The 26,409-nt window shown below is 66.0% G+C and carries 25 protein-coding genes; 12 read left to right on the top strand and 13 right to left on the bottom strand.

The window, feature by feature from the left end; all coding sequences use genetic code 11:
- The 3 genes from ACP5E6_RS05850 to ACP5E6_RS05860 form a co-directional block, all read left to right on the top strand.
- A partial coding sequence (locus ACP5E6_RS05850) for a class I tRNA ligase family protein (protein ID WP_427952762.1) occupies window positions 1–1,621 on the top strand: 1,621 nt, incomplete at its 5' end.
- 23 nt (window positions 1,622–1,644) lie between these two features.
- Complete coding sequence (lspA, locus tag ACP5E6_RS05855) at window positions 1,645–2,079, top strand: signal peptidase II (protein ID WP_427952826.1); 435 nt, start codon at window positions 1,645–1,647, stop codon at window positions 2,077–2,079.
- Between the two features lie 64 nt (window positions 2,080–2,143).
- A complete protein-coding gene (locus tag ACP5E6_RS05860; protein ID WP_427952764.1) occupies window positions 2,144–3,541 on the top strand; it encodes a dipeptidase in 1,398 nt (465 codons plus the stop codon).
- 22 nt (window positions 3,542–3,563) lie between these two features.
- On the opposite strand, the gene ACP5E6_RS05865 is transcribed toward ACP5E6_RS05860, so the two are convergent.
- Together ACP5E6_RS05865 and ACP5E6_RS05870 are read right to left on the bottom strand one after the other, a co-directional pair.
- On the bottom strand, window positions 3,564–4,793 hold the full coding sequence (locus ACP5E6_RS05865) for an argininosuccinate synthase (RefSeq protein WP_427952766.1): 1,230 nt from the start codon (window positions 4,791–4,793) through the stop codon (window positions 3,564–3,566).
- Between the two features lie 75 nt (window positions 4,794–4,868).
- On the bottom strand, window positions 4,869–5,471 hold the full coding sequence (locus ACP5E6_RS05870) for a TlpA family protein disulfide reductase (RefSeq protein WP_427952768.1): 603 nt from the start codon (window positions 5,469–5,471) through the stop codon (window positions 4,869–4,871).
- Between ACP5E6_RS05870 and argH the strand changes: the two genes are divergently transcribed.
- Genes argH through ACP5E6_RS05890 form a run of 4 tightly spaced genes read left to right on the top strand, consistent with a single transcriptional unit; the run spans window position 5,470 to window position 10,668 of the window.
- Window positions 5,470–6,918 (top strand): argininosuccinate lyase, encoded by a 1,449-nt coding sequence (gene argH / locus ACP5E6_RS05875; protein WP_427952770.1) that lies wholly within the window; start codon window positions 5,470–5,472, stop codon window positions 6,916–6,918. The two genes, ACP5E6_RS05870 and argH, sit on opposite strands and share 2 nt — an antisense overlap.
- Entirely contained in the window at window positions 6,915–7,037 is a 123-nt protein-coding gene (locus ACP5E6_RS05880) for a hypothetical protein (RefSeq protein ID WP_319613856.1), read from the top strand. Before argH ends, ACP5E6_RS05880 begins: the two co-directional genes overlap by 4 nt.
- The gene (gene lysA, locus ACP5E6_RS05885) at window positions 7,034–8,362 is read left to right on the top strand and encodes a diaminopimelate decarboxylase (protein WP_427952772.1); all 1,329 of its coding nucleotides are present in this window, start codon (window positions 7,034–7,036) and stop codon (window positions 8,360–8,362) included. The genes ACP5E6_RS05880 and lysA overlap by 4 nt, the downstream gene beginning before the upstream one ends.
- Window positions 8,359–10,668, top strand: a complete 2,310-nt coding sequence (locus tag ACP5E6_RS05890) for a DUF4175 family protein (RefSeq protein WP_427952774.1) — start codon at window positions 8,359–8,361, stop codon at window positions 10,666–10,668. Before lysA ends, ACP5E6_RS05890 begins: the two co-directional genes overlap by 4 nt.
- Window positions 10,669–10,699: 31 nt before the next feature.
- On the opposite strand, the gene ACP5E6_RS05895 is transcribed toward ACP5E6_RS05890, so the two are convergent.
- The 4 genes from ACP5E6_RS05895 to ACP5E6_RS05910 all read right to left on the bottom strand — a co-directional run bounded on the left by ACP5E6_RS05895 (window position 10,700) and on the right by ACP5E6_RS05910 (window position 14,118).
- On the bottom strand, window positions 10,700–11,863 hold the full coding sequence (locus ACP5E6_RS05895) for an iron-containing alcohol dehydrogenase (protein WP_427952776.1): 1,164 nt from the start codon (window positions 11,861–11,863) through the stop codon (window positions 10,700–10,702).
- Between the two features lie 138 nt (window positions 11,864–12,001).
- Window positions 12,002–12,553 carry a histidine phosphatase family protein gene (locus ACP5E6_RS05900; protein ID WP_427952778.1) on the bottom strand — a complete coding sequence of 184 codons (552 nt, stop codon included), beginning with the start codon at window positions 12,551–12,553 and terminating at the stop codon, window positions 12,002–12,004.
- On the bottom strand, window positions 12,553–13,170 hold the full coding sequence (locus ACP5E6_RS05905) for a glutathione S-transferase family protein (protein ID WP_427952780.1): 618 nt from the start codon (window positions 13,168–13,170) through the stop codon (window positions 12,553–12,555). The genes ACP5E6_RS05900 and ACP5E6_RS05905 overlap by 1 nt, the downstream gene beginning before the upstream one ends.
- A gap of 15 nt (window positions 13,171–13,185) precedes the next feature.
- A complete protein-coding gene (locus ACP5E6_RS05910) occupies window positions 13,186–14,118 on the bottom strand; it encodes a ribose-phosphate pyrophosphokinase (protein ID WP_427952782.1) in 933 nt (310 codons plus the stop codon).
- Window positions 14,119–14,348: 230 nt separating this feature from the next.
- On the opposite strand from ACP5E6_RS05910, the gene ACP5E6_RS05915 reads away from it, so the two are divergent.
- The 4 genes from ACP5E6_RS05915 to ACP5E6_RS05930 all read left to right on the top strand — a co-directional run bounded on the left by ACP5E6_RS05915 (window position 14,349) and on the right by ACP5E6_RS05930 (window position 17,580).
- Window positions 14,349–14,843, top strand: a complete 495-nt coding sequence (locus tag ACP5E6_RS05915; protein WP_427952784.1) for an RDD family protein — start codon at window positions 14,349–14,351, stop codon at window positions 14,841–14,843.
- Window positions 14,844–14,853: 10 nt separating this feature from the next.
- Entirely contained in the window at window positions 14,854–15,630 is a 777-nt protein-coding gene (locus ACP5E6_RS05920; protein WP_427952786.1) for an arginyltransferase, read from the top strand.
- A gap of 87 nt (window positions 15,631–15,717) precedes the next feature.
- Window positions 15,718–16,218, top strand: a complete 501-nt coding sequence (locus ACP5E6_RS05925) for a cupredoxin domain-containing protein (protein ID WP_427952788.1) — start codon at window positions 15,718–15,720, stop codon at window positions 16,216–16,218.
- A 216-nt stretch (window positions 16,219–16,434) separates the two neighbouring features.
- Entirely contained in the window at window positions 16,435–17,580 is a 1,146-nt protein-coding gene (locus ACP5E6_RS05930; RefSeq protein ID WP_427952790.1) for a mechanosensitive ion channel family protein, read from the top strand.
- A 71-nt stretch (window positions 17,581–17,651) separates the two neighbouring features.
- Here ACP5E6_RS05930 and ACP5E6_RS05935 read toward each other — a convergent pair whose 3' ends face one another.
- The 7 genes from ACP5E6_RS05935 to xseA all read right to left on the bottom strand — a co-directional run bounded on the left by ACP5E6_RS05935 (window position 17,652) and on the right by xseA (window position 24,902).
- The gene (locus ACP5E6_RS05935; protein WP_427952792.1) at window positions 17,652–18,770 is read right to left on the bottom strand and encodes an alkene reductase; all 1,119 of its coding nucleotides are present in this window, start codon (window positions 18,768–18,770) and stop codon (window positions 17,652–17,654) included.
- 74 nt (window positions 18,771–18,844) lie between these two features.
- Window positions 18,845–20,023 (bottom strand): YbfB/YjiJ family MFS transporter, encoded by a 1,179-nt coding sequence (locus ACP5E6_RS05940; RefSeq protein ID WP_427952794.1) that lies wholly within the window; start codon window positions 20,021–20,023, stop codon window positions 18,845–18,847.
- Between the two features lie 10 nt (window positions 20,024–20,033).
- Entirely contained in the window at window positions 20,034–20,702 is a 669-nt protein-coding gene (gene trmB / locus ACP5E6_RS05945; protein ID WP_427952796.1) for a tRNA (guanine(46)-N(7))-methyltransferase TrmB, read from the bottom strand.
- Window positions 20,692–21,879 (bottom strand): methionine adenosyltransferase, encoded by a 1,188-nt coding sequence (metK, locus tag ACP5E6_RS05950; RefSeq protein WP_427952798.1) that lies wholly within the window; start codon window positions 21,877–21,879, stop codon window positions 20,692–20,694. Before metK ends, trmB begins: the two co-directional genes overlap by 11 nt.
- A 108-nt stretch (window positions 21,880–21,987) precedes the next feature.
- Complete coding sequence (dapB, locus tag ACP5E6_RS05955) at window positions 21,988–22,731, bottom strand: 4-hydroxy-tetrahydrodipicolinate reductase (RefSeq protein ID WP_427952800.1); 744 nt, start codon at window positions 22,729–22,731, stop codon at window positions 21,988–21,990.
- Window positions 22,732–22,771: 40 nt separating this feature from the next.
- Window positions 22,772–23,272 (bottom strand): hypothetical protein, encoded by a 501-nt coding sequence (locus ACP5E6_RS05960; protein WP_427952802.1) that lies wholly within the window; start codon window positions 23,270–23,272, stop codon window positions 22,772–22,774.
- Window positions 23,273–23,513: 241 nt separating this feature from the next.
- The gene (gene xseA / locus ACP5E6_RS05965) at window positions 23,514–24,902 is read right to left on the bottom strand and encodes an exodeoxyribonuclease VII large subunit (RefSeq protein WP_427952804.1); all 1,389 of its coding nucleotides are present in this window, start codon (window positions 24,900–24,902) and stop codon (window positions 23,514–23,516) included.
- 52 nt (window positions 24,903–24,954) lie between these two features.
- Here xseA and purD point away from each other — a divergent pair, with 52 nt between their 5' ends.
- Complete coding sequence (gene purD / locus ACP5E6_RS05970) at window positions 24,955–26,220, top strand: phosphoribosylamine--glycine ligase (protein WP_427952806.1); 1,266 nt, start codon at window positions 24,955–24,957, stop codon at window positions 26,218–26,220.
- The last annotated feature ends 189 nt before the right edge of the window (window positions 26,221–26,409 follow it).

The raw sequence follows: 26,409 nt of genomic DNA on the forward strand, positions 1-26,409 counted from the left end.
CACCCTCCTCAAACGCGAAGAGTTCCGCCACTCCTACCCCCATTCCTGGCGCTCCAAAGCCCCGCTGATCTACCTCGCCCGCCCCAACTGGTTCATCCGGATGGACGGTCCCGAACACATCCGCGAAAAAGCGCTCGAAGCCCTCGACGCCACGCGCTTCGTCCCCGATGCCGGGCGCAACCGCATCCGCTCGATGGTCGAATCCCGCCCCGACTGGTGCATCTCCCGCCAGCGCGCCTGGGGCGTGCCCATCGCCATCTTCGTCAGCAAGACCGACAAATCCATCCTCAACGACCCGGCCGTTTTCGCCCGCACCCGCGCCCTGTTCGAAACCGAAGGCGCCGATGCCTGGTACGCCCGCCCCGCCGCCGATTTCCTCGGCAATGACTACAACCCCGACGATTACGAACAGGTGTTCGACATCGTCGACGTCTGGTTCGAAAGCGGCTCGACCCACGCCTTTGTCCTCGAATCCCGCAACATGCCCTGGCCGGCCGATCTCTACCTCGAAGGCTCGGATCAGCATCGCGGCTGGTTCCAGGCCTCGCTGCTCGAAGCCATCGGCACCCGCGGCGCAGCCCCCTTCAAAGCCATCGTCACCGATGGTTTCGTGCTCGACGAGCAGGGCCGCAAAATGTCGAAATCCCTCGGCAACGTCACCGCCCCGCAGGAAGTCATCGACCTCTACGGTGCCGACATCCTCCGCCTCTGGGTGATGAATTCGGACGTCCATAACGATCTGCGCATCGGCAAGGACATCCTGAAACAACAGGCCGACCTCTACCGCCGCATCCGCAACACGCTCCGCTGGATTCTCGGCAGCCTCGATGGCTTCACCGCAGCCGAAATCCTCGAACCCGCCGCCATGCCCGAGCTCGAGCGCTACATGCTCCACAAACTCGCCGAGCTCGACACAATGCGCCGCCGCGCCGTCGAAACCCATGACTGGACCGGCGTCTATCCCGCGATCCACCAGTTCTGCAACAACGACCTCTCCGCCTTCTATTTCGACATCCGCAAAGACGCCCTCTATTGCGACGTGATGCTCGATGCCGAGGGCCACCAGCTCAAACAGAGCGAAACCCGCCGCGCCGCCCGCACCCTGCTCGACATCCTGCACCGCTGCCTCACCACCTGGCTCGCCCCGGTCCTGCCCTTCACCGCCGACGAAGCCTGGCGCGCCCGCTTCGGCGACGAGACCTGCGTCCACCTCGCCCAATGCCCCACCATCCCCGACGATTGGCGCGATGACGCGCTCGACGCCGGCTGGACGGAAATCCGCGCCATCCGCAAACTCGCCAACACCATGCTGGAGGATGCCCGCCGCACCGGCGACATCGCCGCCTCGCTCCAGGCCAAAATCACCCTCACCCTCGCGGTCGATGCCCCGATCGCACTGCAAAACGTCAATTGGGCCGAATTGCTGATCACCTCCGCCGCCGAAACCCTGATCGCGCCGGATCAGGCCGGCGCCGGTGCCGCCGCCCCGCTGCGCGCCCTGCCGAATGTCGAAATCGCCCCCGGCACCAAATGCGCCCGCTGCTGGAAAATCCTCCCCGAAGTCGGCGCCGACCCCGCCCACCCGACCCTCTGCCGCCGCTGCTGCGAGTATGTCGCTTGAACCGCCGGCTCGCCGGTCTGGCCATGGCCCTCGCGGTGCTGCTGGCCGATCAGGCCTCGAAATACTGGGTGCTCTACGACCTCCACCTCCCCGCGCGCGGCGTGGTCGAAATCCTGCCGGTGCTGAATTTCGCGATGGTCTGGAATCACGGCGTCACCTTCGGCATCCTCGCCGGCGACAACGCCACCCGCCTGCTGATCGTCGTCGCGGGCCTCGCCGTGGTCGCCCTCTCGATCTGGCTGTGGCGCGCCCCGCGCCTGACCACGTCACTCGCGATCGGCGCGATCATCGGCGGCGCGACAGGCAACATCATCTCGCGCCTGCAATACGGTGCCGTGGTCGATTTCATCGATGCCCATATCGGACGCTACCACTGGTATGTCTTCAACGTCGCGGATGCCTCGATCGTCTGCGGCGTCGCCGTCCTGATCTTCGACCTGCGCGAGCGACCCGAATGACCCACCCTTCCCCGATCCCGCACCCGGCTCTATCTCTGAACCTGCACACCCAAGGGCATGACCAATGAGCACTCCATCGATCGAGGCGGTTCTTGCGCATATCGACGCCAATCTCGAAACCTCCCGCGCCCGCTGGTTCGACCTGCTCCGGATTCCCTCGATCAGCGCGCAACCCGCCCATAAAGCGGATTGCCGCCGCGCCGCCGCGCATATGCGCGATCTGCTGACCGGCATGGGGTTCGAGGCCCGGTTGTCGGAAACCACCGGCCTGCCAGGGGTGATCGCCACTCACCACCACGCCGGCGGCAACGCGCCGCGCATTCTGTTCTACGGTCATTACGATGTGCAGCCGGTCGACCCGGTCGCGCTGTGGGACGCCGACCCGTTCGATCCGCAATTGATCGACGGGCCGGACGGGCAACGTGTCGTCGCGCGCGGCGCGGTGGACGACAAGGGCCAGGTGATGATGGTGCTCGAAGCGATCCGCGCCACCCTGGCCGTCACCGGCCGGCTGCCGGTGAACCTGACGGTTCTGCTCGAAGGCGAGGAGGAATGCGGCAGCCCCTCGCTCGATGCCATGCTGGCCGCCGAACGATCCGCCCTCGCCGCCGATTTCGTCCTGGTCGCCGACACCAACATGTGGAACCGCGACACCCCGGCCATCACCACCTCGCTGCGCGGTCTCGCCGCGGTCGAGCTGAAAATCACCGGCCCCAACCGCGATCTCCATTCCGGCCTGTTCGGCGGTCCGGCGCTCAACCCGATCCGTGCGCTGACGCGGATTCTCGGCGAGCTGTTCGACGAAAATGGCGTCATCGCGATTCCGGGCTTCTATGACGCTATCGCCGAAATCCCGGCGGACATGCTCGCCTCCTGGCGGGCAACCGGCTTCGATGAGGCCGCCTGGCTTGCCGCGATCGGGCTGCGACACGCCAGCGGCGAGGCCGGGCGCTCGGTTCTGGAGCAGAACTGGTCGCGTCCCACCGCCGAGATCAACGGCATTTTCGGCGGCTATCAGGGGGCCGGCAGCAAAACCGTCATCCCGGCCGAAGCCGGCGCCAAACTAACCTTCCGGCTGGTGCCGGGCCAGGACCCGGACCGGATCATCGACGGGTTCAAACGCTTCGTGCAGCAGCGCCTGCTGCCCGACGCCCACGCCCATTTCGAGGTGTTCGGCGCCTCGCCGGGGTTGATGGTGCCGATCGATGCGCCGTTCGTCCGTGCGGCGCGCGAGGCGTTGGCGGCTGAATTCGGCAAACCGCCGGTCCTCGCCGGGTGCGGCGCGTCGATCCCCGTGGTCGAGGCGTTCGAACGCCACCTCGGCCTGCGCACCCTTCTGGTCGGGTTCGGCCTGGATGACGATCGCATCCACTCGCCGAACGAGAAATTCGAAATGCAATGCTTTCATCGCGGCATGCGCGCCGAGGCGCGGATGCTGGCGGCGTTCGGCGTGGCGGCGTGAGGATCGATCGTCTGATCCGGCGTTACAACGCCCCGCCACGCCGGCCCACCGCCGCGCCAAGCCGCAGGCGCAGCGCGTTGAGCTTGATGAACCCCGCCGCATCCTGCTGGTTATACGCGCCCTGATCGTCCTCGAACGTCACCATCCGCGCCGAATACAGCGAATTCGGACTATCGCGCCCGATCACGATGACATTGCCCTTATAGAGTTTCAGCCGCACCGTGCCGGTGACCGAATGCTGGCTGGTATCGATCAGCGCCTGCAACATGCGCCGCTCCGGGCTGAACCAGAACCCGTTGTAGATCAGCTCCGCATAGCGCGGCATGAGGCTGTCCTTGAGATGCGCCGCCTCGCGATCAAGCGTGATACTCTCGATCGCCCGATGCGCCGCCAACAAAATCGTCCCCCCCGGCGTCTCGTACACGCCGCGCGATTTCATGCCGACGAACCGGTTCTCGACCAGATCCAGCCGCCCGATCCCGTTGTCCCGCCCCAGCGCGTTCAACCGCGTCAGCAGCGTCGCCGGCGAAACTTCCTCACCGTTGATCGACACGGCATCACCTTGCGCAAACCCGATCGAAATCACGGTCGCGACATCCGGCGCCGCTTCCGGGCTGATCGTGCGCTGATACACGATCTCATCGGGTTCCACCGCCGGGTCTTCCAGCAATTTCCCCTCGGAGGAGGAATGCAGCAGATTGGCATCGACCGAAAACGGGGCCTCGCCGCGCTTGTCCTTGGAAATCGGGATCTGATTGGCTTCCGCGAACTCAAGCAACCGGGTCCGGCTGGTCAGATCCCACTCGCGCCACGGTGCGATCACCCGCACATCCGGCTTCAGCGCGTAATACGCCAGCTCGAAGCGCACCTGATCGTTGCCCTTGCCGGTCGCGCCATGCGCCACCGCGTCGGCGCCCACCATCTCGGCGATTTCGATCTGCCGCTGCGCGATCAGCGGCCGCGCGATCGAGGTGCCGAGCAAATACTGCCCCTCATAGAGCGCATTGGCGCGAAACATCGGAAACACGAAATCCCGCGTAAAGGTTTCGCGCAGATCCTCGACGAAAATCTCCTTCACCCCGAACATCTCGGCCTTGCGCCGCGCCGGCTCGAGCTCCTCGCCCTGGCCCAGATCGGCGGTGAAGGTGACGACTTCGGCCTGGTAATTGGTTTGCAGCCACCGCAGGATCACGCTGGTATCCAGCCCGCCGGAATACGCCAGCACCACTTTTTTCACGCGCTTGTCAGCCATCGGAATCACCCTCAATTCAGTAGGCGCGCCGTATCAGCCACGCGCGCGCAGGACAAGGGTGCGCCAGCGCCGATGTCACGTCGCTGTGGAGGACGAGGGCTTGGGCAGCGGCGGGCCGACGAGTTGGCGAATTTTCGTGGCGGTGGCGGCGCTGTTCCAGTCGCCGGCGCCCTGCAGGCTGGCGACGACATCGCCCTTGCGGTTGATGATCACAGTGAGCGGGATGCCGTTGACCTGGAAGGCACGCAACGCACTCGACGAAGGATCGATCAACATCGGCACGCCGGTGATGTCGTGCTTTTTGTAATAGGGAATGACCGCCTTGATTCCATCGGAATCGACCGAAATGGGCAGGACACGGATACCCTCGGGCAGGACGATCCGGTTCAGCGCGACGAGCGAGGGCAGTTCGGCGCGGCACGGCGGGCACCAGGTGGCCCAGAAATTCACGATCAGCCCTTCGCCGCGGTAATGGGCGAGAGTCAGGCGACGACCCGACGCGTCCATGAAGTGAAACTCAGGCGCGGGCTCCGGCAGGGTTTCCGCGAGGTTCTGGGCAACGCTGGGCAACTGCCGGGCGCTGGCCGATTTGCCCAACCCCACAAGCGCCGTTAAGTCTGGCAGTAACACCCCCGCACCCAGTGCCGCGAAATGCCGCCGTGAAAGTCCGATTGTCATGACCGTCGATACTCCGCTCCAAGATAAGGCTCCGTCAGGATTTGGCCATAACCGCCCGCAAGCGCAATGGGCCAGCCTGCAATGGGGCGGTCGATTTTCCGAGGGGCCGGCCGCGATCATGCAGGCGATCAACGCCTCGATCGGCTTCGATTATCGTCTCTGGCGGCAGGATATCGCCGGAAGTCTGGCCCACGCCGCCATGTTGGCGCATCAGGGGATCATTACGAAAGACGACGAGGCCGCGATCCGCCAGGGGCTGACCGAAATCGGCGATGCGATCGCTTCACAAAAATTTACCTTCGATCCGGCGCTGGAGGACATCCACACCAATATCGAAGCCTGGCTGGTCAGCCGAATCGGCGAGGCCGGCCGCCGTCTGCACACCGCGCGCAGCCGTAACGATCAAGTCGCGACCGATTTCCGCCTCTGGGTCCGCGAGGCGATCGGGGCGATCGATCTTGCGCTCCGCGACCTGATGCGAGCGTTGGCCGATCGCGCCGCCGAACACGCCGCCACGATCATGCCCGGCTTCACCCATCTGCAAACCGCCCAGCCCATCACCTTCGGGCATCATCTTCTGGCCTATGTCGAAATGCTGGCGCGCGACCGCGGGCGGTTAGCTGATGCGCGGCGACGCCTGAACGAGTGCCCGCTGGGGGCTGCGGCGCTGGCGGGAACGACGTTTCCGATCGATCGGGATATGACGGCGCAAGCGCTGGGGTTCGATCGGCCGACCGCCAATTCGCTGGATTCGGTTTCGGATCGGGATTTCGCGGTCGAGTTCCTCGCCGCCCTCTCGATCATGGCGATGCATCTCTCACGCTTCGCCGAGGAAATCATCATCTGGGTCAGCGCGCCCTATCGCTTCATCCGCCTGTCGGACGCGTTCACCACCGGCTCCTCGATCATGCCGCAGAAGCGCAACCCCGATGCCGCCGAACTGGCCCGCGCCAAGACCGGACGGATCTTCGGCGCGCTGATGGCGTTGCTCACCGTCATGAAAGGTCTGCCGCTCGCCTATGCGAAGGACATGCAGGAAGACAAGGAAGCCGTGTTCGATGCCGCCGACGCCGCCGAGCTCAGCATCGCCGCCATGACCGGCATGGTCCGCGACATGCAGGCCGATGAGGCAAGGATGCGCGAGGCCGCCGGCGCCGATTTCGCCACCGCGACCGACCTCGCCGATTATCTGGTCCGCGATCTCGGCCTGCCGTTCCGCACCGCCCATCACGTCACCGGCCGCCTCGTCGCCGCCGCCGAAGCCCGCGGGATCGACCTCGCGGATCTGCCGCTCGACGCGATGCAGGAGGCCGAACCCCGCATCACTGAAGCCGTGTTCGCCGCCATCACCATCGAGGCGTCGGTCGCGGCCCGCAAGGCGATCGGCGGCACCGCACCGGACAACGTGGTCCGCGCCGCCGCGTCCTGGCAGGCGGCGCTTGCATGAAATACCTCATCCTGATCCTCGCCTGCGCCGCCCTCGCCGCCTGCGGCCGTGCCGGCGCTCCCTCGCCACCAGGTCCGGCGAGCGCGATCACCTATCCACATCAATATCCCTCACAATGAATGATTTAGAGATCGACATGAACCTTGAGCGGGATCGACCCTGGCATCGGTTGATCGCCCGGCGGCCACATTTCGCATGGACGGCGATGGAAGGGCTGTGCTTCGAGGGCGTCCCGCTGGCGTCGATTGCCGCCACACAGGGCACGCCAACCTGGGTCTATGGGGCAACAACGCTGCGCCAACGCTTGAATTTGCTGCAAACAATGTTTGCCGATGCCGAAATTCAGCCGGCGATCCGCTATGCGGTCAAGGCGAACGACCATTTGGCAATCTTGTCCTTGCTGCGCATCGGCGGGGCCGGAGCCGATGTGACCAGCGCCGGCGAATATGCACGCGCCGCGGCGGCGGGCATTGAGGCGGCGGCGATGGTCTATTCCGGGGTCGGCAAGCGGAGCGACGAAATCGCCACCGCGATCGAGGCCGGGATCGGGCAGTTCAATGTCGAGAGCGGCGAGGAGCTGGCGATGATATCAGCGCTCGCCAGCGCCCGGAACCGGACGGTGCCGATTGCGCTGCGGGTCAATCCCGACATTGCGGCGGGCGGGCACGACAAAATCAGCACCGGCCGCGCCGGCGACAAATTCGGCATCGCGTTCGATCAGGCGGCGGGGTTGTATCGTTATGCTGAAAATCTGCCGGGCATCAGGCCGGTCGGGTTTTCCACCCATATCGGCAGCCAGATCTTCAGCATTGCCCCGTTTGAGGCGGCGTATGGCCGGATCGTCGCGCTGATCGACGCGCTGAACGCCGAAGGCACGCCGGTCACCGGGCTGGACCTCGGCGGCGGGTTCGGCATTCCGTATGACGATGGCATCGGTTTTCCGCTGCCGGCCTATGCCGCGATGGTGCGGCGGGTTATCGGCGATCGGACGCTGGATCTGACGATCGAGCCGGGCCGCTGGCTGGTCGCTCCCGCCGGCCTGCTGCTGGCGCGGGTGACTCTGACCAAGGCGAGCGACGCGGCGCATTTCAGCGTTCTCGATGCCGGCATGAACGACCTGCTGCGGCCGGCGCTCTACGGCGCGACCCATGGGATCGTGCCGGTCGATGCGGTCGCCGCGACGGCGCCGGCGCTGCCGAGCGAGGTGGTTGGGCCGGTCTGCGAAAGCAGCGACCGGTTCGGCACCTACGATCTGCCGCGGCTCGCGCCGGGCGCCCTGGTCGCGATCCTCGATGCCGGCGCCTATGGCGCGAACATGAGCAACACGTTTAATGGTCGTCCGTTGGCGGCACAGGTCTTGATCGATCAGGAGCGATCCCATCTGATCAGAATGCGGCAAAGCGTTTCCGACCTCTGGCGCGGCGAGATCGTTCCGATCCGATGATCGCGCAGCGCCTTGAGCGGCTGCGCCGCCGGGCGCGGGTTGTGCTGATGATCGAGGCGGTGGCGATCGCGGCGTTGTGGCCGCTGGGTGTGGTGGCGCTGTTCCTGATCGTGACGCTGCTGGGTGCCGGCGGCTGGCCGGCGGATGTTGCGGCGCTGCTGGCGCTGATCGCGGCGCTGGCGCGCGCACGGCATCAGTTCAGCCCTCCCGAGCCGGCCGCGATCGACCGGCGGATCGAGCGGGATTCCCGCTTGCGGCATCGCCCGATCGCCGGGTTTGAGGATGTTCCCGCGCTGATCACGCCCCTCGGCAATCCGTTATGGCAAGCGCATCGCAACCGGATCGATGCCGTGCTGAGCACGGCACGGGTTGGCCGACCCGCGCCGGATTTCGCGGCGCATGATCCTTTGGCGCTGCGGGCCTTGCTGGTGCTGGCGCTGATCGCGTCCTGGATTGCGGCAGGCGGTTCCGCCGGATCGCGCCTCGCCGCCAGCCTGTCGCTGCCGCGCCTGTTCGGCGCGGGCGGCGCGAGAGTGCAGGGCTGGATCACCCCGCCACGCTGGACCGGCGAAGCGCCGCGGTTGATCACGCCGGGGGCAAAGGTGGTGCACGCGCTGACTGGTTCGTCGCTATCGCTGATCGTGACCGGCGCGGGTGACCAGGCACCCCGTGCGATGATCGCTGGCCATGCGCTGCGTTTCGCCGCCATTGCGCGCGGCAGCTATCGGACGACGCTGGCGCTGACCGCACCGGCGACGATCACGATCGGGCCGTTCTGGCACCGGATCGCGCGGTATCATCTGGTCATCGGCGCGCCGACGCCGCCGCAAATTGGCTTCACCACCCCGCCCTACCCCGACCCGGACGGCAAGCGGACCAATTTTTCCTGGCGGGCGACCAGCCCCTACGGCCTGACCCATCTGGTCCTGCAATTCCGGCCGTTGCTGGCGCTCGGCGCGAAACCCGATGCCGCGAGCGTACCGCTCGGCGCCGCCCCCCATGGCGACGCGCTGCTCGACCTGCTCGCCAGCCCCTACGCCGGCATGCCGGTCGCGGCCAATCTGCGCGCGACCAACAAGGCCGGCCAGACCGGAACCTCCGGCATGGCGAGCGTGACGCTGCCCGCACCGATTTTGCATAACAGAACGGCCCAGGCGATCGAAGCGATCAGGCGCAGGCTGGCGCTCACGCCGCAGGACCGCCCGGCGCTGGCTGCGGCCCTGGGCGCGATCGCCCGCACCCCGCCCGGTCCGATCACGCCGGCCACCCAGCGCGACCTTGCGGCATTCGCGCGGGAATTCGCGGCCGGCTCACCCAAGGCGCGCGATCCCGAGGCCAAGCTGTGGACCCTGGTGCAACGCGCCGAACAAGGCGCCGCGTTCCGCGCCGCCCAGCAACTCGCCGCCGCCCGTCACGCGTTGGAAGCGGCTCTCAACAAGGCGCTCGCCGGCACATCGCCCAGCGCCGTGCAGTTGCAGAAGCTGCTGGCCGAGCTCGACGCCGCCTCCCAGGCGCACCTCTCGGCGCAGGGACAGAAAGCCCCGACGAGCGCGCAGCTCAGCCAGATGTCCGCCATCAGTCAGCTCGCCCAGCAGATCGCCGATGAAGCCGCCGCCGGGGATACCGCCCAGGCGCAGCGTGACCTCGCGAAACTCCACGCCATGCTGCGTCAGTTGCAGAACGCCAAGGCCATGTCGGCGGCTCAGCGCGCGAAGCAACAGGCGGTGCAGCAAGCCGAGGGCAGTTTGTCGAAACTGATGCGCCAGGAATCCCGGCTGATGGACCGCACCGCCCAGCAGGACACCCCCGCCCCCATGGGCAATCAGGCTGGACAGCCGCCCAGCCCGGAAAGCCAGGAGCTCGCGCAACAGCAGCGATCGCTCGAACAGCAATTGCAACAGGCCACCCAGGCGATGGCGCAGGCGGGTCTGCCCCCATCGTCGCGGATCGGCGAAGGGCAGCGGGCGATGCACAGTGCGGCGACCCGGCTTCAAATGGGCGACGAGCCTGGCGCTGTCCCCGCGGAGCGTGCCGCCATTGCCGCGTTGCAACAGGCCGAGGGAGCGCTTCAGGCGATGCAGACCGGTCACGGGTCCGGTGGCGGCCCCTCCGGCCTCGGCCAGCGGGCCTCAGGTGGCCATGGCGAATACGGCAACCAAAGTCGCGGCGTCATCAGCCTCGGTCGCGCCGGTGCCCGTTCGGATGCGCGCACCATCCAGAACGAGCTGATCCGCCGCGATGCCGAACCCAATCTGGCGCCCCCCGCGCATGATTACTACCGCCGCCTGCTCGGCAAGGATTTCTAGGGTACGGTCCAGCCGGGGTGACGCGCCTGCTTCAATAGATGTCGGCGTAGAGCCGGATGATCTCCGCGGCGTCCGGCACCAGCGGATTATTCGCCGGGCTGCCCGATGCCAGCGCCTGTGCCGCCATCACCTCCTGCTGCGCGTCCCACGCCGCGCGCACGATCCCGAACGCTTCGGGTGTCGGCACGCCGAGATCGAAATTGATCGTCTCGAGCTCATCGACCAGCTTGGCCCCGGCCACCTGATCGGCATCCTCATCCTGCGCGAACCCGGCCAATCTTGCCGCCTCGGCATAGCGCGGCAGCGCCGCGTGCAGCGAATACCGTGTCACCGCCGGCAACAGCATCGCGTTCGACAGCCCGTGCGGCACATGGAAATGCGCCCCGATCGGCCGCGACATTCCATGCACCAGCGCGACCGACGCATTTGAAAACGCGAGGCCGGCGAGCGTTGCCCCCAGCATCATCGACTCGCGCGCGGCGCGATTTTCGGGTTCATGATAGACCGCCCGCAAATTAGACCCGATCAAGCCCAACGCCGCGCGTGCATAGGCGTCCGAAACCGGATTGGCCCGACGTGACACGAAGGCTTCGAGTGCGTGCGTGAAGGCATCGATCCCGGTGTCGGCCGTGGTCCGGGCCGGCACGCTCATCGAGAGTTCAAAATCCACGATCGCCGCGCTCGGTAATGCCCCCAACCCGCCGATCAGCATTTTTTCATCGGTTTCGGTGTCGGTGATCACGGTAAACCGCGTCGCCTCGGAACCGGTTCCCGCCGTCGTCGGCACGGCGATCAGGGGTAATGCCGCCACATCCGCGGCAAACGGCACCTTGAATGCGCGCATCCGGCTACCCTCGGGAGCCGCGAGGAGAATGTTGATCGCCTTGGCGGTATCGATCGGTGAGCCGCCACCGAACGCAATGATGCAATCGATGTCGCGATCGATCGCGAACCGCACCCCGGCATCCACGATCGTATCGACCGGTTCGGGCACGGTATCGCCGAAAATCACGGCGTGGATCCCTGCCTGATCGAGCGGTTCGGTGATCCGCCCGATCAGGCCCAGTGTCATCATGACCGGATCGGTCACGATCAGGGGCCGTTGCACGCCGAGTTTGCTCAACGTCACGGCGATACGCGCCGATGCGCCGGCACCGATGTCGATAAAGCGCGGGGCGAAGATATTCATGGTCATGGTGTGCTGTCCTCGACTCCTGCGCGCGATAATGCCGCGTGCGGCCTAACAATCAATGAACCAGGGCGCGATCGGGACAAAATTTTCAGCGATCGGCCGTCGGCCATCCCTGATCCGACGCAACCCGGCGTCAGCGCATCACGACAGCGCCGTCGCCCGCCACCCCGTTCCGACCGGTTCGCACAGGATCGGCGCGGCATTACGGGTGCGCACATCGAGGTCGAGGCCCATCAACCCGCGCAGCGCCCGAAAGAATGCGCCATGCGACACGATCAGCAGCGGTCCCGGCGCCAGCAGCAGCCGCCCCATCACCTGACTGGCGCGCTCGGTGATTTCGGCGAAGCTTTCGGCGCCCGCCGGCGTCGCGCTGCCGTCCAGCCACGCGGCGAACCAGGGTTCGAGCGGCTTGCCCTCCATGCCGCCGAATACCACCTCGCGCAGGTCCGGCTCGAAACCGATCGGCAATTTCAAGGTTTCATTGACGATCTCGGCGGTCACGCGGGCGCGCTGCATCGGCGAGGCCACGATCGCGGTGATGCCCCGACGTTCCAGCAGCGGCGCCGCCTCGCGCGCCTGGGCGTGGCCGGTGGCGTTGAGGGCGATGTCGACCGAGCCCTGCGAGACGCCGCGTGCGTTGTAATCGGTCTGGCCGTGGCGGAGAAACCAGAATGGCGTGCGCGGCAGCGCCATCAGGCGAGACCCTCGGCGTTCATCGCGCTGATCACCGCGGGGCGGGATTTCATGCGCGCATAATGCGCCGCGACACGTGGCGGCAATGTCAGGGTCTGGCGGCCCTCGGCCCAGTAGCTGACATAGAACAGGGCGACATCGGCGATCGTATAGTGGCTGAGCAGGAAATCCTTGTCGCCCAGCCGCTCGTCCATCAGGGCGAAGCCTTCGGCGAACATCCGCCGCCCCTCGGCGCGCACGGCGTCCTTGTCTTCGGGGTTGGGGGCAAACCGATCCGGGCGGAAGATCCGGGAAAACCCTTGTCCATGCATGTAGCTGTTGACATAGACCATGATCTCGGTCGCCCGCGCCCATTCCAACGGGTCTTCGGGCACCAGCCGGGCCTGCGGGTTGGTTGCCGCCAGATAACCCGCGATCGCCACCCATTCGGTCAGGATCTCGCCATGGTCGAGCAGCAGCGCGGGCACTTTCGACTTCGGATTGACCGCCAGGAACGCCGGCTTGAACTGTTCGCCCTCACGCAGATTGACCGCCTGCGCCTCATAGGGCACGCCGATTTCCTCGAGGATGATGTGGATGCCGAGCGAGCAGGCGCCTGGTGCATAGAACAGCTTCATGAGGTTTTCCTGTTGCTAATCGAACAATGAACTGACCGAGGTCTCCTCGGAGATATTGCGCATCGCGCTCGCGAGCAGCGGCGCGATCGTGAGAACCCGCAGATTTTTCGGCTGAGTGCGACCGGCGTCGAGCCGGATGCTGTCGGTGATCGTGAGCATCTCGATCGGGCTGGCCTCGATCCGGTCGAGCGCGCTGCCCGAGAGCACGCCGTGCGTGACATAGGCCGAGGCCGAGGCCGCGCCGTGCTTGAGCAGCGCCTCGGCCGCGTTGCACAGCGAACCGCCGGAATCGACGATGTCATCGATCAGGATGCAGTTGCGGCCCTCGACATCGCCGATCACGTTCATCACCTCGGATACGCCGGCCCGTTCCCGGCGCTTGTCGATGATCGCAAGGTCGCAGTGCAGCCGGCTCGCCGTGGCGCGCGCGCGCGCCACACCCCCCGGATCGGGCGACACCACCATGACGTCCCGGTCCGCGAAGCGCTCCTTGATGTCGCGCGCGAACAGCGGCGCGCCATACAGATTGTCGACCGGAATATCGAAGAACCCCTGGATCTGGCCGGCATGCAGATCGATGGTCAGCACCCGGTTGGCGCCCGCTTCGGTGATGATATTCGCCACCAGCTTGGCGGAAATCGGCGTGCGCGCGCTGGTCCGCCGATCCTGGCGCGCATATCCGAAGTACGGAATGACGGCGGTGATCCGGCGCGCCGAACTGCGGCGCAGCGCATCGAGCGTGATCAGCAGCTCCATCAGATTGTCATTGGCCGGAAATGCGGTGGACTGGATGACGAATACATCCTCGCCGCGCACGTTTTCCAGAATTTCAACATGGATTTCCATGTCGGCGAAGCGCCGGATCATGGCTCTGGTCAGATTGAGGCCGAGTGCGGCGCCAACCGCCTCGGCAAGTGGCGGGTTCGAATTGCAGGCAACTATTTTCATCAGCGGGATTCCGGTTACGGCTCACGCAAGCCGGCGTGTTTCACAGGTCGGCGCGTGTTGCGTCGCCGCGCGTTTAGCAATCGCGGGCATGCCTGTCCATTGTCGGGCCGCTTGTCCGTTGCACCCATTGTCGCGCGCAAGGTCACACGCATCGTCGCGCTTGGGCGCTTTGGCCTGGGGATCGCATTATCCCATTGCGTTAGCGCGGCTTGGAACATAATCTGTTTGTCATGAGTCAAAGCCTGTCGCTCCGATCGGATATCGTGCTGGATGCCTGGCTGACCCGCGATGTCTGGCCGCGCCGGATCGTGGCGTTCATGATCGATGTCATCGTGATCGCGCTGCTTGCGCTGGCGGTGGCCTGGGTCATCCTGGTGTTCGGCATCCTGACCCTGGGGCTTGGATTTCTGCTGCTGCATCTGCTGCCGCTGGTCCCGCCGATCTATTACATCGCCTGGCTCTGCACCCGCGCCGCCGCAACCCCGGGCCAGCGCCTGCTCGGTTTGACGCTTCGCCAGGACGATACGCTTGACCAGCCTGAACCGTTGCGCCCCAGCATCGCACAGGCGATCGTCTGGACCGTGCTGCTCTATTTGTCCTTCGCCCTGAGCATGCTGCCGTTTCTGCTGGTTCTGGTCACCAGGCGTCATCGCGCCCTGCATGATCTGCTGTCGGGGTTGACCGTGGTTCATGCCACCGCGCTGAACCGTGGCAGGCCCGCATGAGCGGATCGTGATGACCCATAGCAAAGCCGTGAGTAGGCCGCCGCAATTCTTTTACGCCACCGCCCCGCTGCCCTGCCCCTACCTCGCGGGCCGGACCGAACGTAAAGTCGTTACCGAGCTTTCCGGCGTCGGGGCCGAAGCGCTGCATGACCGGCTGTCCCGCGGGGGATTTCGCCGCAGTCATAACATTGCCTATGCGCCGGTGTGCCAGGGATGCCGCTCGTGCATTCCGATCCGCATTGTCGTGAACGATTTCGTTCCGAGCCGCACCCAGCGGCGCATCGCCGCCATGAACACCGACCTGCGCGCGTTTGAAATGCCGCCGCGTGCGACCTCCGAGCAATATCTGTTGTTCCAGCGCTACCAGCAGGCGCGACATAGCGATGGCGACATGGCGGCAATGAGCTTTTATGACTACCGCGCCATGGTCGAGGACACCCCGATCGAGACCTGGCTGGTCGAATATCGCGATGGCGCGGACCGGCTGGTTGGCGCCTGCCTGACCGACCGGATGCGCGATGGGCTTTCGGCGGTATATTCATTCTTCGCCCCCGAACTGGCGCGGCGCTCGCTCGGCACCCAATCGATCCTGTGGCTGGTGGAGCGCGCGGCCGAGCTGGGGTTGCCCTATGTCTATCTCGGCTATTGGGTGCCGGAAAGTCCGAAAATGGCGTATAAATCGAGGTTCAGACGCACCCAGATCCTGTCTGGTGGCGTCTGGATCGACCGTGACAATCTTCTGGCCGGCCAGCCCGGCGCGCTTGCAGCCACGGTCACGGCGGGTTGATCGCTCCAGACTTTCCTCTCCGGGCGCGTTTCGGTTACATCCTCGCGCTCGTCAGGTTCGACTGAAACCACCCGAAAGGCTGATCGCATGAAACCATTTATCGTGGCACTGGGTCTCGCCCTCGCCGGCATTGCCTCCGCCCGGGCGGCGGGCATGAGTCCCGTGTATGTCCATATGAACGGCGCCAACATGTTCCTGGAAAACCCGATCGCGGTGCGGCCCGGTCAAAAACTCGTGTTCGTCAATGAGGACACCGGCGGCCACACCATCATCGGATTCAGCCCAACCAGCGGTGCCACCAGCAAGGCGTTCGATGGTGCGGTGGCCGGCACCAAAGGCCCCGGCCATAAGGTGCACACCTATTCCATCAGCTTCAGCCGTCAGGGCATCGTACATTACTATTGCTCGGTCCACGCGATTCTCGCCAAGGAACCCGGCGGGCGCACCGTCGCCAAAGTCCGCCCCGGTGTTCACGGGTTCGGTGATCCGATGGCGGGAACCATCATTGTCACCACCGATCCGAAATTACTGGCCGACAACCCGAAAACCGCTTCGGAAAAGATCCTGCCGGGCTATTTCGGCGGCTGATCACCGCAGCGAAATACTCTTGCATCGGCGGTTGCGGGTTCTAACTGCCCTCTGGCGCGTGGTCGCTTCGGCTCAGCTACGGCCCCGCCAGCTGTTGGCGAGCATCATCGTCGTATTCGGCTGACGCGGAGGCATCATCCGCGGGTGGTCGTGCTCGCCATGACAAGATTTGTCGTAGCGCGCCATCATCCTGCGCCAAACGTCAGAGGAGGCTTCGTGACCCAGCCCGCCGCGACCAACCCGATCGCCCACGCCGCCGTCAATGCCACCACCGCCATGCACGGATGGCCACCGGCGCTGATCACCGCCGTTCTGATGATCGGCGCCGTTCTGGTCGCGATGATCGGACATTTCATCATGGTGCGCGTGCTGCCGCGCAAGCTGCTCGAGCGCCGCCCGGTGCTGGGCATGCTGGTTACACGCACGCGGCGCATCCTGTTCCTGTTCATCGCGGTGATCCTGCTCGGTGCCGTGGTGCCGGAGGCGCCGCTCTCCGCTGCCCGCAAATTCGACCTGCTGCACGCGCTCAGCGCCGGGTTCATCGTTCTGATCGGCGCGACTCTGATGGTCGTCGTCGATACCCTCACGGTCTATAAACTCTCGCTCCGGCCGGACAATATCCAAGCCGACGTCATGGCGCGCAAGCACGTGACCCAATGGCAGGTGCTCCGCCGCGCCAGCCACGTGCTGATCCTGATGATCACCATCGCCGCTGCCCTGATGGTGTTTCCGGCCGTGCGCGACTACGGCGTGTCGTTACTGGCCTCGGCCGGGGCCGCCGGGCTGGTCGTCGGCCTCGCGGCGCGGCCGGTCCTGTCGAACCTGATCGCCGGTATCCAGATCGCGATCACCCAGCCCCTGCGCGTCGAGGATGCCGTCGTGATCAACGGCCAATGGGGCTGGATCGAGGAGATCACCAGCACCTATGTCGTGGTCCGGATCTGGAACTGGCAGCGCATGATCGTTCCACTCGCGTGGCTCCTCGAACAACCGTTCCAGAACTGGACGCGTGACAGCTCCGAACTGATCGGCACCGTTCACTGGAATGTCGATTACACCGTGCCGGTTGATGCGCTACGCGCCAAACTTACTGAAATCGTCCATTCGACCCCGTTGTGGAGCGGTAAGGTCGTCGTGCTTCAAGTCACCCATGCGCTTGCGACCACCATTGAGTTGCGGGCCCTGGTCTCGGCGCGCAACTCCGGCGAAGCGTGGGATCTGCGCTGCTACGTGCGTGAAAAGATGATCGATTATCTGCAAGCCACCTACCCCGGCGCGCTGCCCAGACAACGGCTGGAACTCGAGGGGCAGCCAATGCCGGACCACGACGCACGGGCCGAGCGCCGGCAGGTCGATGCGTAAGTGGTTGGGATAACATCCGATGTGACTGAACCGCGTGGCTCAGTCACATCGGAAATCAGCGGCTCTATCCGTTATGCTTTTATCAGCGCGATCGGGCCGTTCATGCCGGGCCAGTTGGCGTAGCCGTTGGCGTCGCCGCCGTACCAGTAGGGTTTCGGGGCGTCGGCGAGGGGGGCGCCGGTGCGCAGTCGATCGACCAGGTCGGGGTTGGCGATGAAGGGGCGGCCGAAGCTGATCAGGTCGGCTTTGCCTTCGGCGATGGTGCTGTCGGCGAGTTCACGGGTGTAGTTGTTGTTGGCGATGTAGGCGCCGGGGAAGGCTTTGCGGAAGGTCATGTAGTCGATGCCGTCGGCGGCGCGGCTGAGTTGGGTGATGCCTTCGATGTCGTGGATGTAGAGCAGGTTGAATTTGGCGAGTTCGGCGATGTAGGTGCCGTAGGTCGTCATGGGGTCGGAATCGCGCGGGGTTTCGCCGGGCATGGTGGTGCCGGGGGACATGCGCAGGCCGACGCGGTGGCCGCCGCCCCAGACTTTGGTGACGGCTGCGACGACGTCGAGCGGGAAGCGCAGGCGGTTTTCCAGTGATCCGCCGTAGCGGTCGGTGCGGTGGTTGGTGCTGTCGCGGATGAATTGTTCGAGCAGGTAGTTGTTGGCGGAGTGGACTTCCACGCCGTCGAACCCGGCGTCTTTGGCGCATTGGGCGGCGTGGGCGTAGTCGGCCACGATAGCGGGGATTTCGTCGGTTTCGAGGGCGCGGGGGGTGACGTGGTCTTTCAGGCCGGTGTTGGTGAAGGCCTGGCCTTTGGGGGCGATGGCGGAGGGGGCGACCGGGAGTGCGCCGTTGTGCAGGTCGGGGTGGGAGATGCGGCCGGTGTGCCAGAGCTGGAGGAACATGACGCCGCCATTGGCATGGACGGTGCGGGTGACGTGCTGCCAGGCTTCGACCTGTTGTTCGGTCCAGATGCCGGGGGTCAGGGCGTAGCCGCGGGCCTGGGCGGAGATGTTGGTGGCTTCCGAGATGATCAGGCCGGCGGTGGCGCGCTGGGCGTAGTAATCGGCGGCGAATTTCGGGGGGATTCCGGCATCGGAGGAGCGGCTGCGGGTGAGCGGGGCCATGACGATGCGGTTTTTCAGGGTGAGATCGCCGATGGTGACGGGTTCGAACAGGGGGGACGTGGTTTTCTCGAGCATTTTTGGGTCCGATGCTGGGGTTGGGTTGTTGCCAAGATGGGGATTGTTGCGCTGCAAGGTAAGTGCGGTGTGGGTCAGGGTTGCGTGCGGGCGGGCGGCAGGCCAGCGAGGAAGATCATGCCGATCAGCATGGTGGCGGCGGCCATGAACAAGGCGCCGCGGTAGCTGCCGGTGAGTGCGGCGATCATGCCCGAGGCGGCGGGGGCGATGATCTGGGCGGCGCCGAAGCTGATGGTCAGGCGGGCCATCGCGGTGGCCGGGTTGCTCGGGTAGAGGCGGCCGATGATGCTGAGGGTCATGCTGGTGATGCCGTTGAAGGAGGCACCGTAGAGGAGGGCGCCGAGGATCAGGCCGTCGAGCCCGGTGGTGAGGGCCGAGAGCATGATGCTGAGGAAGAGGAGGGCGAAGGCGGCGAGCAGGGCGGTTTTGTCGCCGGTGCGGCGTGCGATGCGGTCCCAGAGCGGGCAGGCCGGCATCGCGCCGAGGCCGACGATCACCCAGATGAGGTTGCCGTAGCCGTGCAGGGCCGGGTTGTGGGCGGCGATGGCGACGATGAAGGTGGCGCTGACGACGTAGCCGACGCCGGCGCAGAAATAGGCGAGGGTGAACAGGACGAGCCAGGCGCGGGCGGGGGGATGGTCGGGCGTGGTGGCCTGGTGGGCGCTGGGGCGCGTGGGCGCGGGCATCCAGACCCAGGCGGGGATCAGCAGGAGGATGCCGACGGCGCCGGCGACGATCCATTGATCGGCCCAGTTCAGGGCGTGCGCCATGGCGATGGCGAGCAGGCCGGAGACCGCGATGCCGAGGCCGACGCCGCCGAAATGGACGCCGAGTTCGAGGCGGCGGCCGTGCTGGCGCAGCCAGGTCATGACGAGGCCGGAGCTGAGCAGGAGGCCGGCGACCGAGGAGATGCCGGCGGCGAAGCGCAGAATGGCCCAGACGATCATGTTGGTGGTCAGGCCCATGCCGGCGGTGCCGATCAGGGCGACGATGAGCAGGGCGCGGTAGAGGCGGAATTTCGCGGCGAGGTCGCCGACCGAGGCGGCGAGGAGGGTGCCGGCCATGTAGCCGGCGTAGTTGATGGTGGCGAGCCAGCCGCCGCCGGTGACCGAGAGATGGGCCTGGGACTGCATCAGCGGCAGGAGCGGCGTGTAGAGGAAGCGCGCGAGGCCGAGGGTGAGGACCATGCTGGCGACGCCCGCGGCCATGACTTTCGCGGCTTCGGCGGTGGTGGCGCTGGGCTGGGTGGTCATGGAGCTCGGTTCAGGCGCGGGCGAAGCGCCAGTAGCGGGGGGTGCGGCCGGCGCGGATCGCCTTGGCTTCGTAGCGGGTGGGGCACCAGTCGGCGGGGCGGGTTTCGGTGGTTTCGATCAGGGTGAAGAGGGTTGTGGCGGCGAAGACCTGATCGACCCAGGCCTGGTAGGTGGGATCGTCGCTGGCGATGCGCCATTCGCCGCCCGGTTGCAGGATGCGGGCGAGGTCGGCGAGGGTGGCGGGGTGGACGAAGCGGCGCTTGGCGTGGCGGGCTTTCGGCCAGGGATCGGGGAACATCAGATAGGCGCGGGCGATCGCGGCATCGGGCAGGCTGCGGATCAGGGGACGGGCGTCGTCGTCATGGACCCGCAGATTGCCAGGGATGGTTTCCGGCTGGTTCAGCGGGGCGAGGCGCGAGAGCAGCGAGGCGATGGAATTGGCGAAGACCTCGCAGGCGATCAGGCCGATATCGGGGTGCTGGCGGGCGATGGCTTCGGCGTGTTCGAAGCCGCCGGCGCCGATTTCGAGCCAGGTTTCGCGCGGGGTGATGGCAAAGGGGATCGGCCAGCGCAGGCGGGGCAGCAGGGTTTCGATCAGTTCGGCCTGACGCGCGCGGAGTGTGTGGCCGACCGCCCGACCGTAGAGACGGTCGGGCGGGGGCTTCAGGTCAGCGGCCAAAAGCGGCTTTCAGCGTGGGGACCAGATCGGTCTTCTCCCAGGTGAAGGTGCCGGCTTCGGCATCGGGTTCGCGGCCGAAATGGCCGTAGGCGGAGGTGGGCACGTAGATCGGGCGGTTGAGGTGAAGATGCTCGCGGATGCCGCGCGGGGTCAGATTGACCGATTCGCGGAGGACACGCTCGATTTTCGCCTGTTCGACGTCGGTGCCGGTGCCGTGCAGGTCGACATAGACCGACAGCGGGTGGGACACGCCGATCGCGTAGCTGACCTGGATGGTGCAGCGGGTGGCGAGGCCGGCGGCGACGACGTTTTTCGCGAGGTAGCGGCACATATAGGCGGCCGAGCGATCGACCTTGGTCGGGTCCTTGCCGGAGAAGGCGCCGCCGCCGTGGGGGGCGGCACCGCCATAGGTGTCGACGATGATCTTGCGGCCGGTGAGGCCGCAATCGCCGTCGGGGCCGCCGATGACGAAATTGCCGGTCGGGTTGACGTAGAAATGCTCGTCGCTGCACATCCAGCCTTCGGGCAGGAGCTCGGTGATCAGCGGGCGGAGCATCGATTTGATCGCTTTCTGGCTCAGCCCTTCATCGTGCTGGGTCGAGACGACGATCGAGGTCGCGCCGACGGGTTTGCCGTCGATGTATTTCAGGGTGACCTGGCTTTTGGCGTCGGGTTGCAGGCCGGCGGCGCGGGTGTCGCCGATTTTGCGAAGCTCGGCCATGCGGCGCAGAATCAGATGGGCGTAGTGGATCGGGGCTGGCATCAGCGCTTCGGTTTCGGTGCAGGCGTAGCCGAACATGATGCCCTGATCGCCGGCGCCTTCGTCCTTGTTGCCCGAGGCATCGACGCCGGCGGCGATGTCGGCCGACTGGGCGTGGAGCAGGACGTCGATATTGGCGTCGCGCCAGGAGAAGCCTTCCTGGTCGTAGCCGATATCCTGCACCGCCATGCGGGCGAGATGGGCGAGGTATTCATTGGTGATCGAGGCGGGGCCGCGGGTTTCGCCGGCCAGCACGATCTGGTTGGTGGTCACCAGGGTTTCGCAGGCGACCCGCGCGTAGGGGTCGGCCGCCAGATAGGCATCGAGCACGGTGTCGGAAATACGGTCAGCCACCTTGTCGGGGTGACCTTCGGAAACCGATTCCGAAGTGAACAGAAATTCGCCTTGGTCGCGCATGGATTTCTCCTCTTGTCGCGATTGCCCGGAGCCGGGGAGCGCCCTGGCCGAATGCCCGAGCCCTGCGGGATTGGCGGAAAGCCGGGCAAGGGTCAAGATTGATGTGGGTTAGAATCCCAGCAGATCACGCATGCCGTAGCGACCCGGGGGTTTTCCGGCAAGCCAGAGTGCCGCCTGAACCGCGCCATCGGCGAAAATCCGGCGGTCGAGCGCGTGGTGGGTCAGCGTGATCTGTTCGGTGGCGCTGGTGAACAGGGCGCTGTGGCTGCCGACGATCTGGCCGCCGCGCAGGGATGCGATTCCGATCGCGCCGGTTTCACGCGGGCCGGTGTTACCATCCCGCCCGGATTGCCGGACCGACGCGAAATCGACCCCCCTGCCCCGCGCAACGGCATGGCCGAGGCTGATCGCGGTGCCGGACGGGGCATCGATTTTTTGGCGGTGATGCATTTCAAGGATTTCAGCGTCATGGGTATCAGGCGCGAGGCTGGCTCCGAGACGTTCGGCCAGGGCGAGAACCAGATTGACCCCCGGCGAAAAATTCGTCGCGGTGAACACCGCAACGCGGGACGCCGCAAGATTGACCAGACGCTCATCGTCATCCGAGAGACCGGTCGTGCCGAGCACCCAGCCCGTGCCGGCCGCGGCCAGAACGGCGGCATGGCCGCGCACCGCCCCGGCGGTGGTGAAATCGATCACGACGTCACAAGCGGCTGCAAGCGCCGCGAGATCCCCGGACCGCCCGATGCCGCCCGCCAGGATGGCGCCGGCAAGGGGCACCGCTTGCGCGAGCAACTGACCCATGCGCCCGGTGATGCCGAGAATGCCGATGCGAAGCGGAGCAGCGTTCATGGTGTCTGACTAACCGAGACCGGACCGGTCGCGCAACCGCTCACGAACCCATGTCAGGCCGATGCCACATCGCCGCTTCATCGGCGCCGGGCGCGGCAATCACGCCGTGGTCGATCTCGGCCCGCATGGCCTCATGCAGATCGCTCATCGCAACGCCGCCGTGGGCGTGGCAGATCGTTGTGATATCGCTGGCCAGAACCCCCGCCAAGCCCAGCATCGGCGGCGGCGGAACGGTGATGTGGTTGCCCTGCGCCGCCGCGATATAGGCAGTGCATTCCTGCGCGATCAACGCGTAGGAGGCCGCGCGCTGCTGCGTGACGCCGGGCAACGACCATCCGGCAAACCCGCCCGCCAGAACGAAACCGGCAATCAGGCCGGCACTATAGCGGCGCATCCGCGACAGGCCGAAGCTGCCGGCCACGCCGGCGCACAAGGTGAACCCCGCCGCCGCGATCAGCAATGCGATGACGATCAGCGGCATGACACCAAGCGTAGCACTCACCGAGCGGTGGATCTGCGCGTAGAAATCGGAGAGGGACATGTGCCGAACCGCCTGGGTCAGAACGCCGAAACCACAACGCGGCGCGAATTTGTCGCGGACGTGCGCACGATCGTGGCAGCTCGTTTTGATCCCACCGATGCCGATCGGAACCCATCCCACGGACGACCCCGATCACTTGATCATGATGATCCGGTTCGCGTCTCCCGACAAGATATAAAACTTCATTCCATGTAAGATTGCAGGGCCTGCGAACCGCCGCCGGGCAGCGTCACGACCCGCCTCACAGATCAAGGCGCGGCTGAACTGGTTTGGTTGGGCGATGGTCGGTGCGCACCGCGAGGTTACCATCATGAAAGCGGATGGTCAGTCGTCGCAGCGCCGAGGCCGCGTGGGCCGAGGTGACGGGATCGCCGGTCGGGCCGATCGCCAGCGCGAAGCCACGGGCCAGCACCGCCGTGTAGGACAGGCTCTCCAGCCGCCCCGCAGCGGCATCGAGCTTCAAGTGGCTTTCGCGCAATCGTGCCGCGGTGGGTACCGCCAGGCGTTGCGCCAGCAATGCGAGACCGTGCCGCTTGGCGGCGATCAGTTCGCGCGGGTGCAGTAACCGCCCCGCGAGGCGATCGAGCGTCGCGCGCCGCGTGGCCAGAAGAGCCGGCATCGCGAGGGCCAACCGCTCGCCCCGATCATCCAGCCGCTGCCGCGCGGCACCAAGCATGGCGGGCAGATCAGGCAATCCCGCGGCGGCCCGATCGAGGCGCAGCCGCACGGTCTGTGCGATCCGCAGCAGCGCACCGGCCAGTCGTGCGCCCGATTGCGCAAGATCGGCGGCGAGGGCGATCCGGTCCGGCACGGCGAGTTCGGCCGCCGCCGTCGGTGTCGGCGCGCGGCGATCGGAGACGAAATCGATCAGTGTCGTGTCGGTTTCGTGCCCGACCGCGGAAATCAGCGGAATCGGGCTCATCGCCGCCGCACGCACCACGTCCTCATCGTTGAACGCCATCAAATCTTCGAGCGAGCCGCCGCCGCGCGCAATGATCAGCACATCCGGCCGGGGAATCGCGCCATGGGGCGGCAGCGCGCCGAAGCCCGCGATCGCATTGGCAATCTGTGCCGCCGCTCCCTCGCCCTGGACCGCGACCGGCCAGAGCACGATGTGGCTTGGGAAGCGCCGCGCGATCGTGGTTTTGATGTCCTGGATCACCGCACCCTGTGGCGAACTGACCACGCCGATCACCCGAGGCAACATCGGCAATGCCCGCTTGCGCGACGCCTCGAACAGACCCTCGGCCAGCAGACGCAGGCGAAGCGCTTCGATCCGCGCGAGCAGCGCGCCTTCGCCGGCATAATCCAATCGCTCGATGATCAGCTGATATTCCGACCGTTCGGGGTAGGAGGTGATCCGCCCCGTCGCGATCACCTCGATGCCGTTTTCCGGCCTCAGCCCGACTCGCGATGCGCTGCCCTTCCAGATGATCGCACGGATTTTCGCTCCCTCGTCCTTCAGCGCCATATAGGTATGGCCCGAGGCGTAGAGCTTCATTTCGGTGATCTCACCACGAACCCGCACCCGCCCAAAGGCTGTTTCCAGTGTGCGCTTCACCGCTCCGGCAATTTCGGACACGGTGAGTTCCGGCAGGTTGCCCGCCGGCGGAGGTAAGGTTTCGCTCATCGAGATGGAGTATGCTAAGCGCCCGCTCGCAAGGCAAGCAGGAGGCCAGGGGATGCGGGTTCTGATCATCGGTGGCGGCGGTCGCGAGCACGCACTGGCCTGGAAGATCGCGCAAAGCCCGATGCTGACCGACCTGTTCATCGCCCCCGGCAATCCGGGTGCTGCGGCGCATGGCACGATCGTGCCGATCGCGGCAGACGACATCGCCGCCCTGGTCGATTTCGCGCGGACCCAGCACATCGATCTGGTGATCCCCGGTCCGGAGATTCCCCTCGCCCTCGGCATAACCGACGCGCTGGCGGCCGCCGGCATCGCCTGTTTCGGCCCGACCCGGGCGGCCGCACAGCTCGAAGCCTCGAAATGGTTCACCAAGCAAATCTGCGATCAGGCTGGCATCCCGACCGCCGCCTGGGCCGGCTTCACCGATGCCGGGGCCGCCCGCGCCCATCTCGCGACCCACCCCGCGCCGATCGTGATCAAGGCCGATGGTCTCGCCGGTGGTAAGGGCGTCGTGGTCGCCATGACCGATGACGAGGCGGATGCCGCGATCACGGCGATGCTGGAGGATCGTCGCCACGGTGAGTCAGGGGCGAGCATCGTGATCGAGGAGTGCATGACCGGCACCGAAATGTCGCTGTTCGCGCTTTGCGACGGCAAGACCGCGCTGTTCTGCGGCACCGCGATGGACCACAAACGTGTGGGCGAGAACGATACCGGCCCGAATACCGGCGGCATGGGGGCCATTGCGCCGCATCCCGCCGCGACACCGGCATTGATCGACACCGTCATGGACCGCATCATCCGCCCGACCCTCGCGATGATGGCGGCACAGGGTACGCCGTTTCGCGGGTTTCTGTTCGCCGGGCTGATGCTGACCGATGCCGGCCCCCGACTGATCGAGTTCAATGCCCGCTTCGGCGATCCCGAATGCGAGGCTCTGATGCCGTTGCTGGCCAGCGACCCGTTGCCGATACTCAATGCCGCGGCGCACGGGACGCTCGATCCGGCAACGCGCCTCGCCTGGCGGGATGGCGCGGCGGCTAGCGTGATCATCGCGGCACGGGGCTATCCCGGCGCGTACGCGCAAGGGGGGGTAATCGATCTCGCCGGGGTGAGTGGGGTCGAGCATGTCATGGTGTTCCAGGCCGGCACGCGCCGCCACGGCAATAGGCTGGTCAGCGCCGGTGGCCGGGTGCTCGCGGTCACGGCGGTCGCCACTGACCGGCGCGACGCGATCGATCGTGCCTATCAGGCCGTCGATGCGATCAGCTTTATCGAGGGCTTCTGCCGTCGCGACATCGGTGCGAACTACCATTAACTGTTGATGGACGTTTTTCTCGCATTCGTGTAACCAAACTTCGTTGAGGGGTGCAGGGCTGGGGTGTTATGTGCGCCGCAACAGCAGCATCGAGGTCGTATCTCCGACCGATGGTGCTGGAACGTCCGGCTACCGGGCATTCCGGTCGTAGTGGCAAAATACTGCGTGATCGTTTCCCGTTGCCGCGTG

The sequence above is a fragment of the Acidiphilium sp. genome, assembly GCF_049977125.1.
In the GTDB taxonomy this organism is placed as follows: Bacteria; Pseudomonadota; Alphaproteobacteria; order Acetobacterales; family Acetobacteraceae; genus Acidiphilium.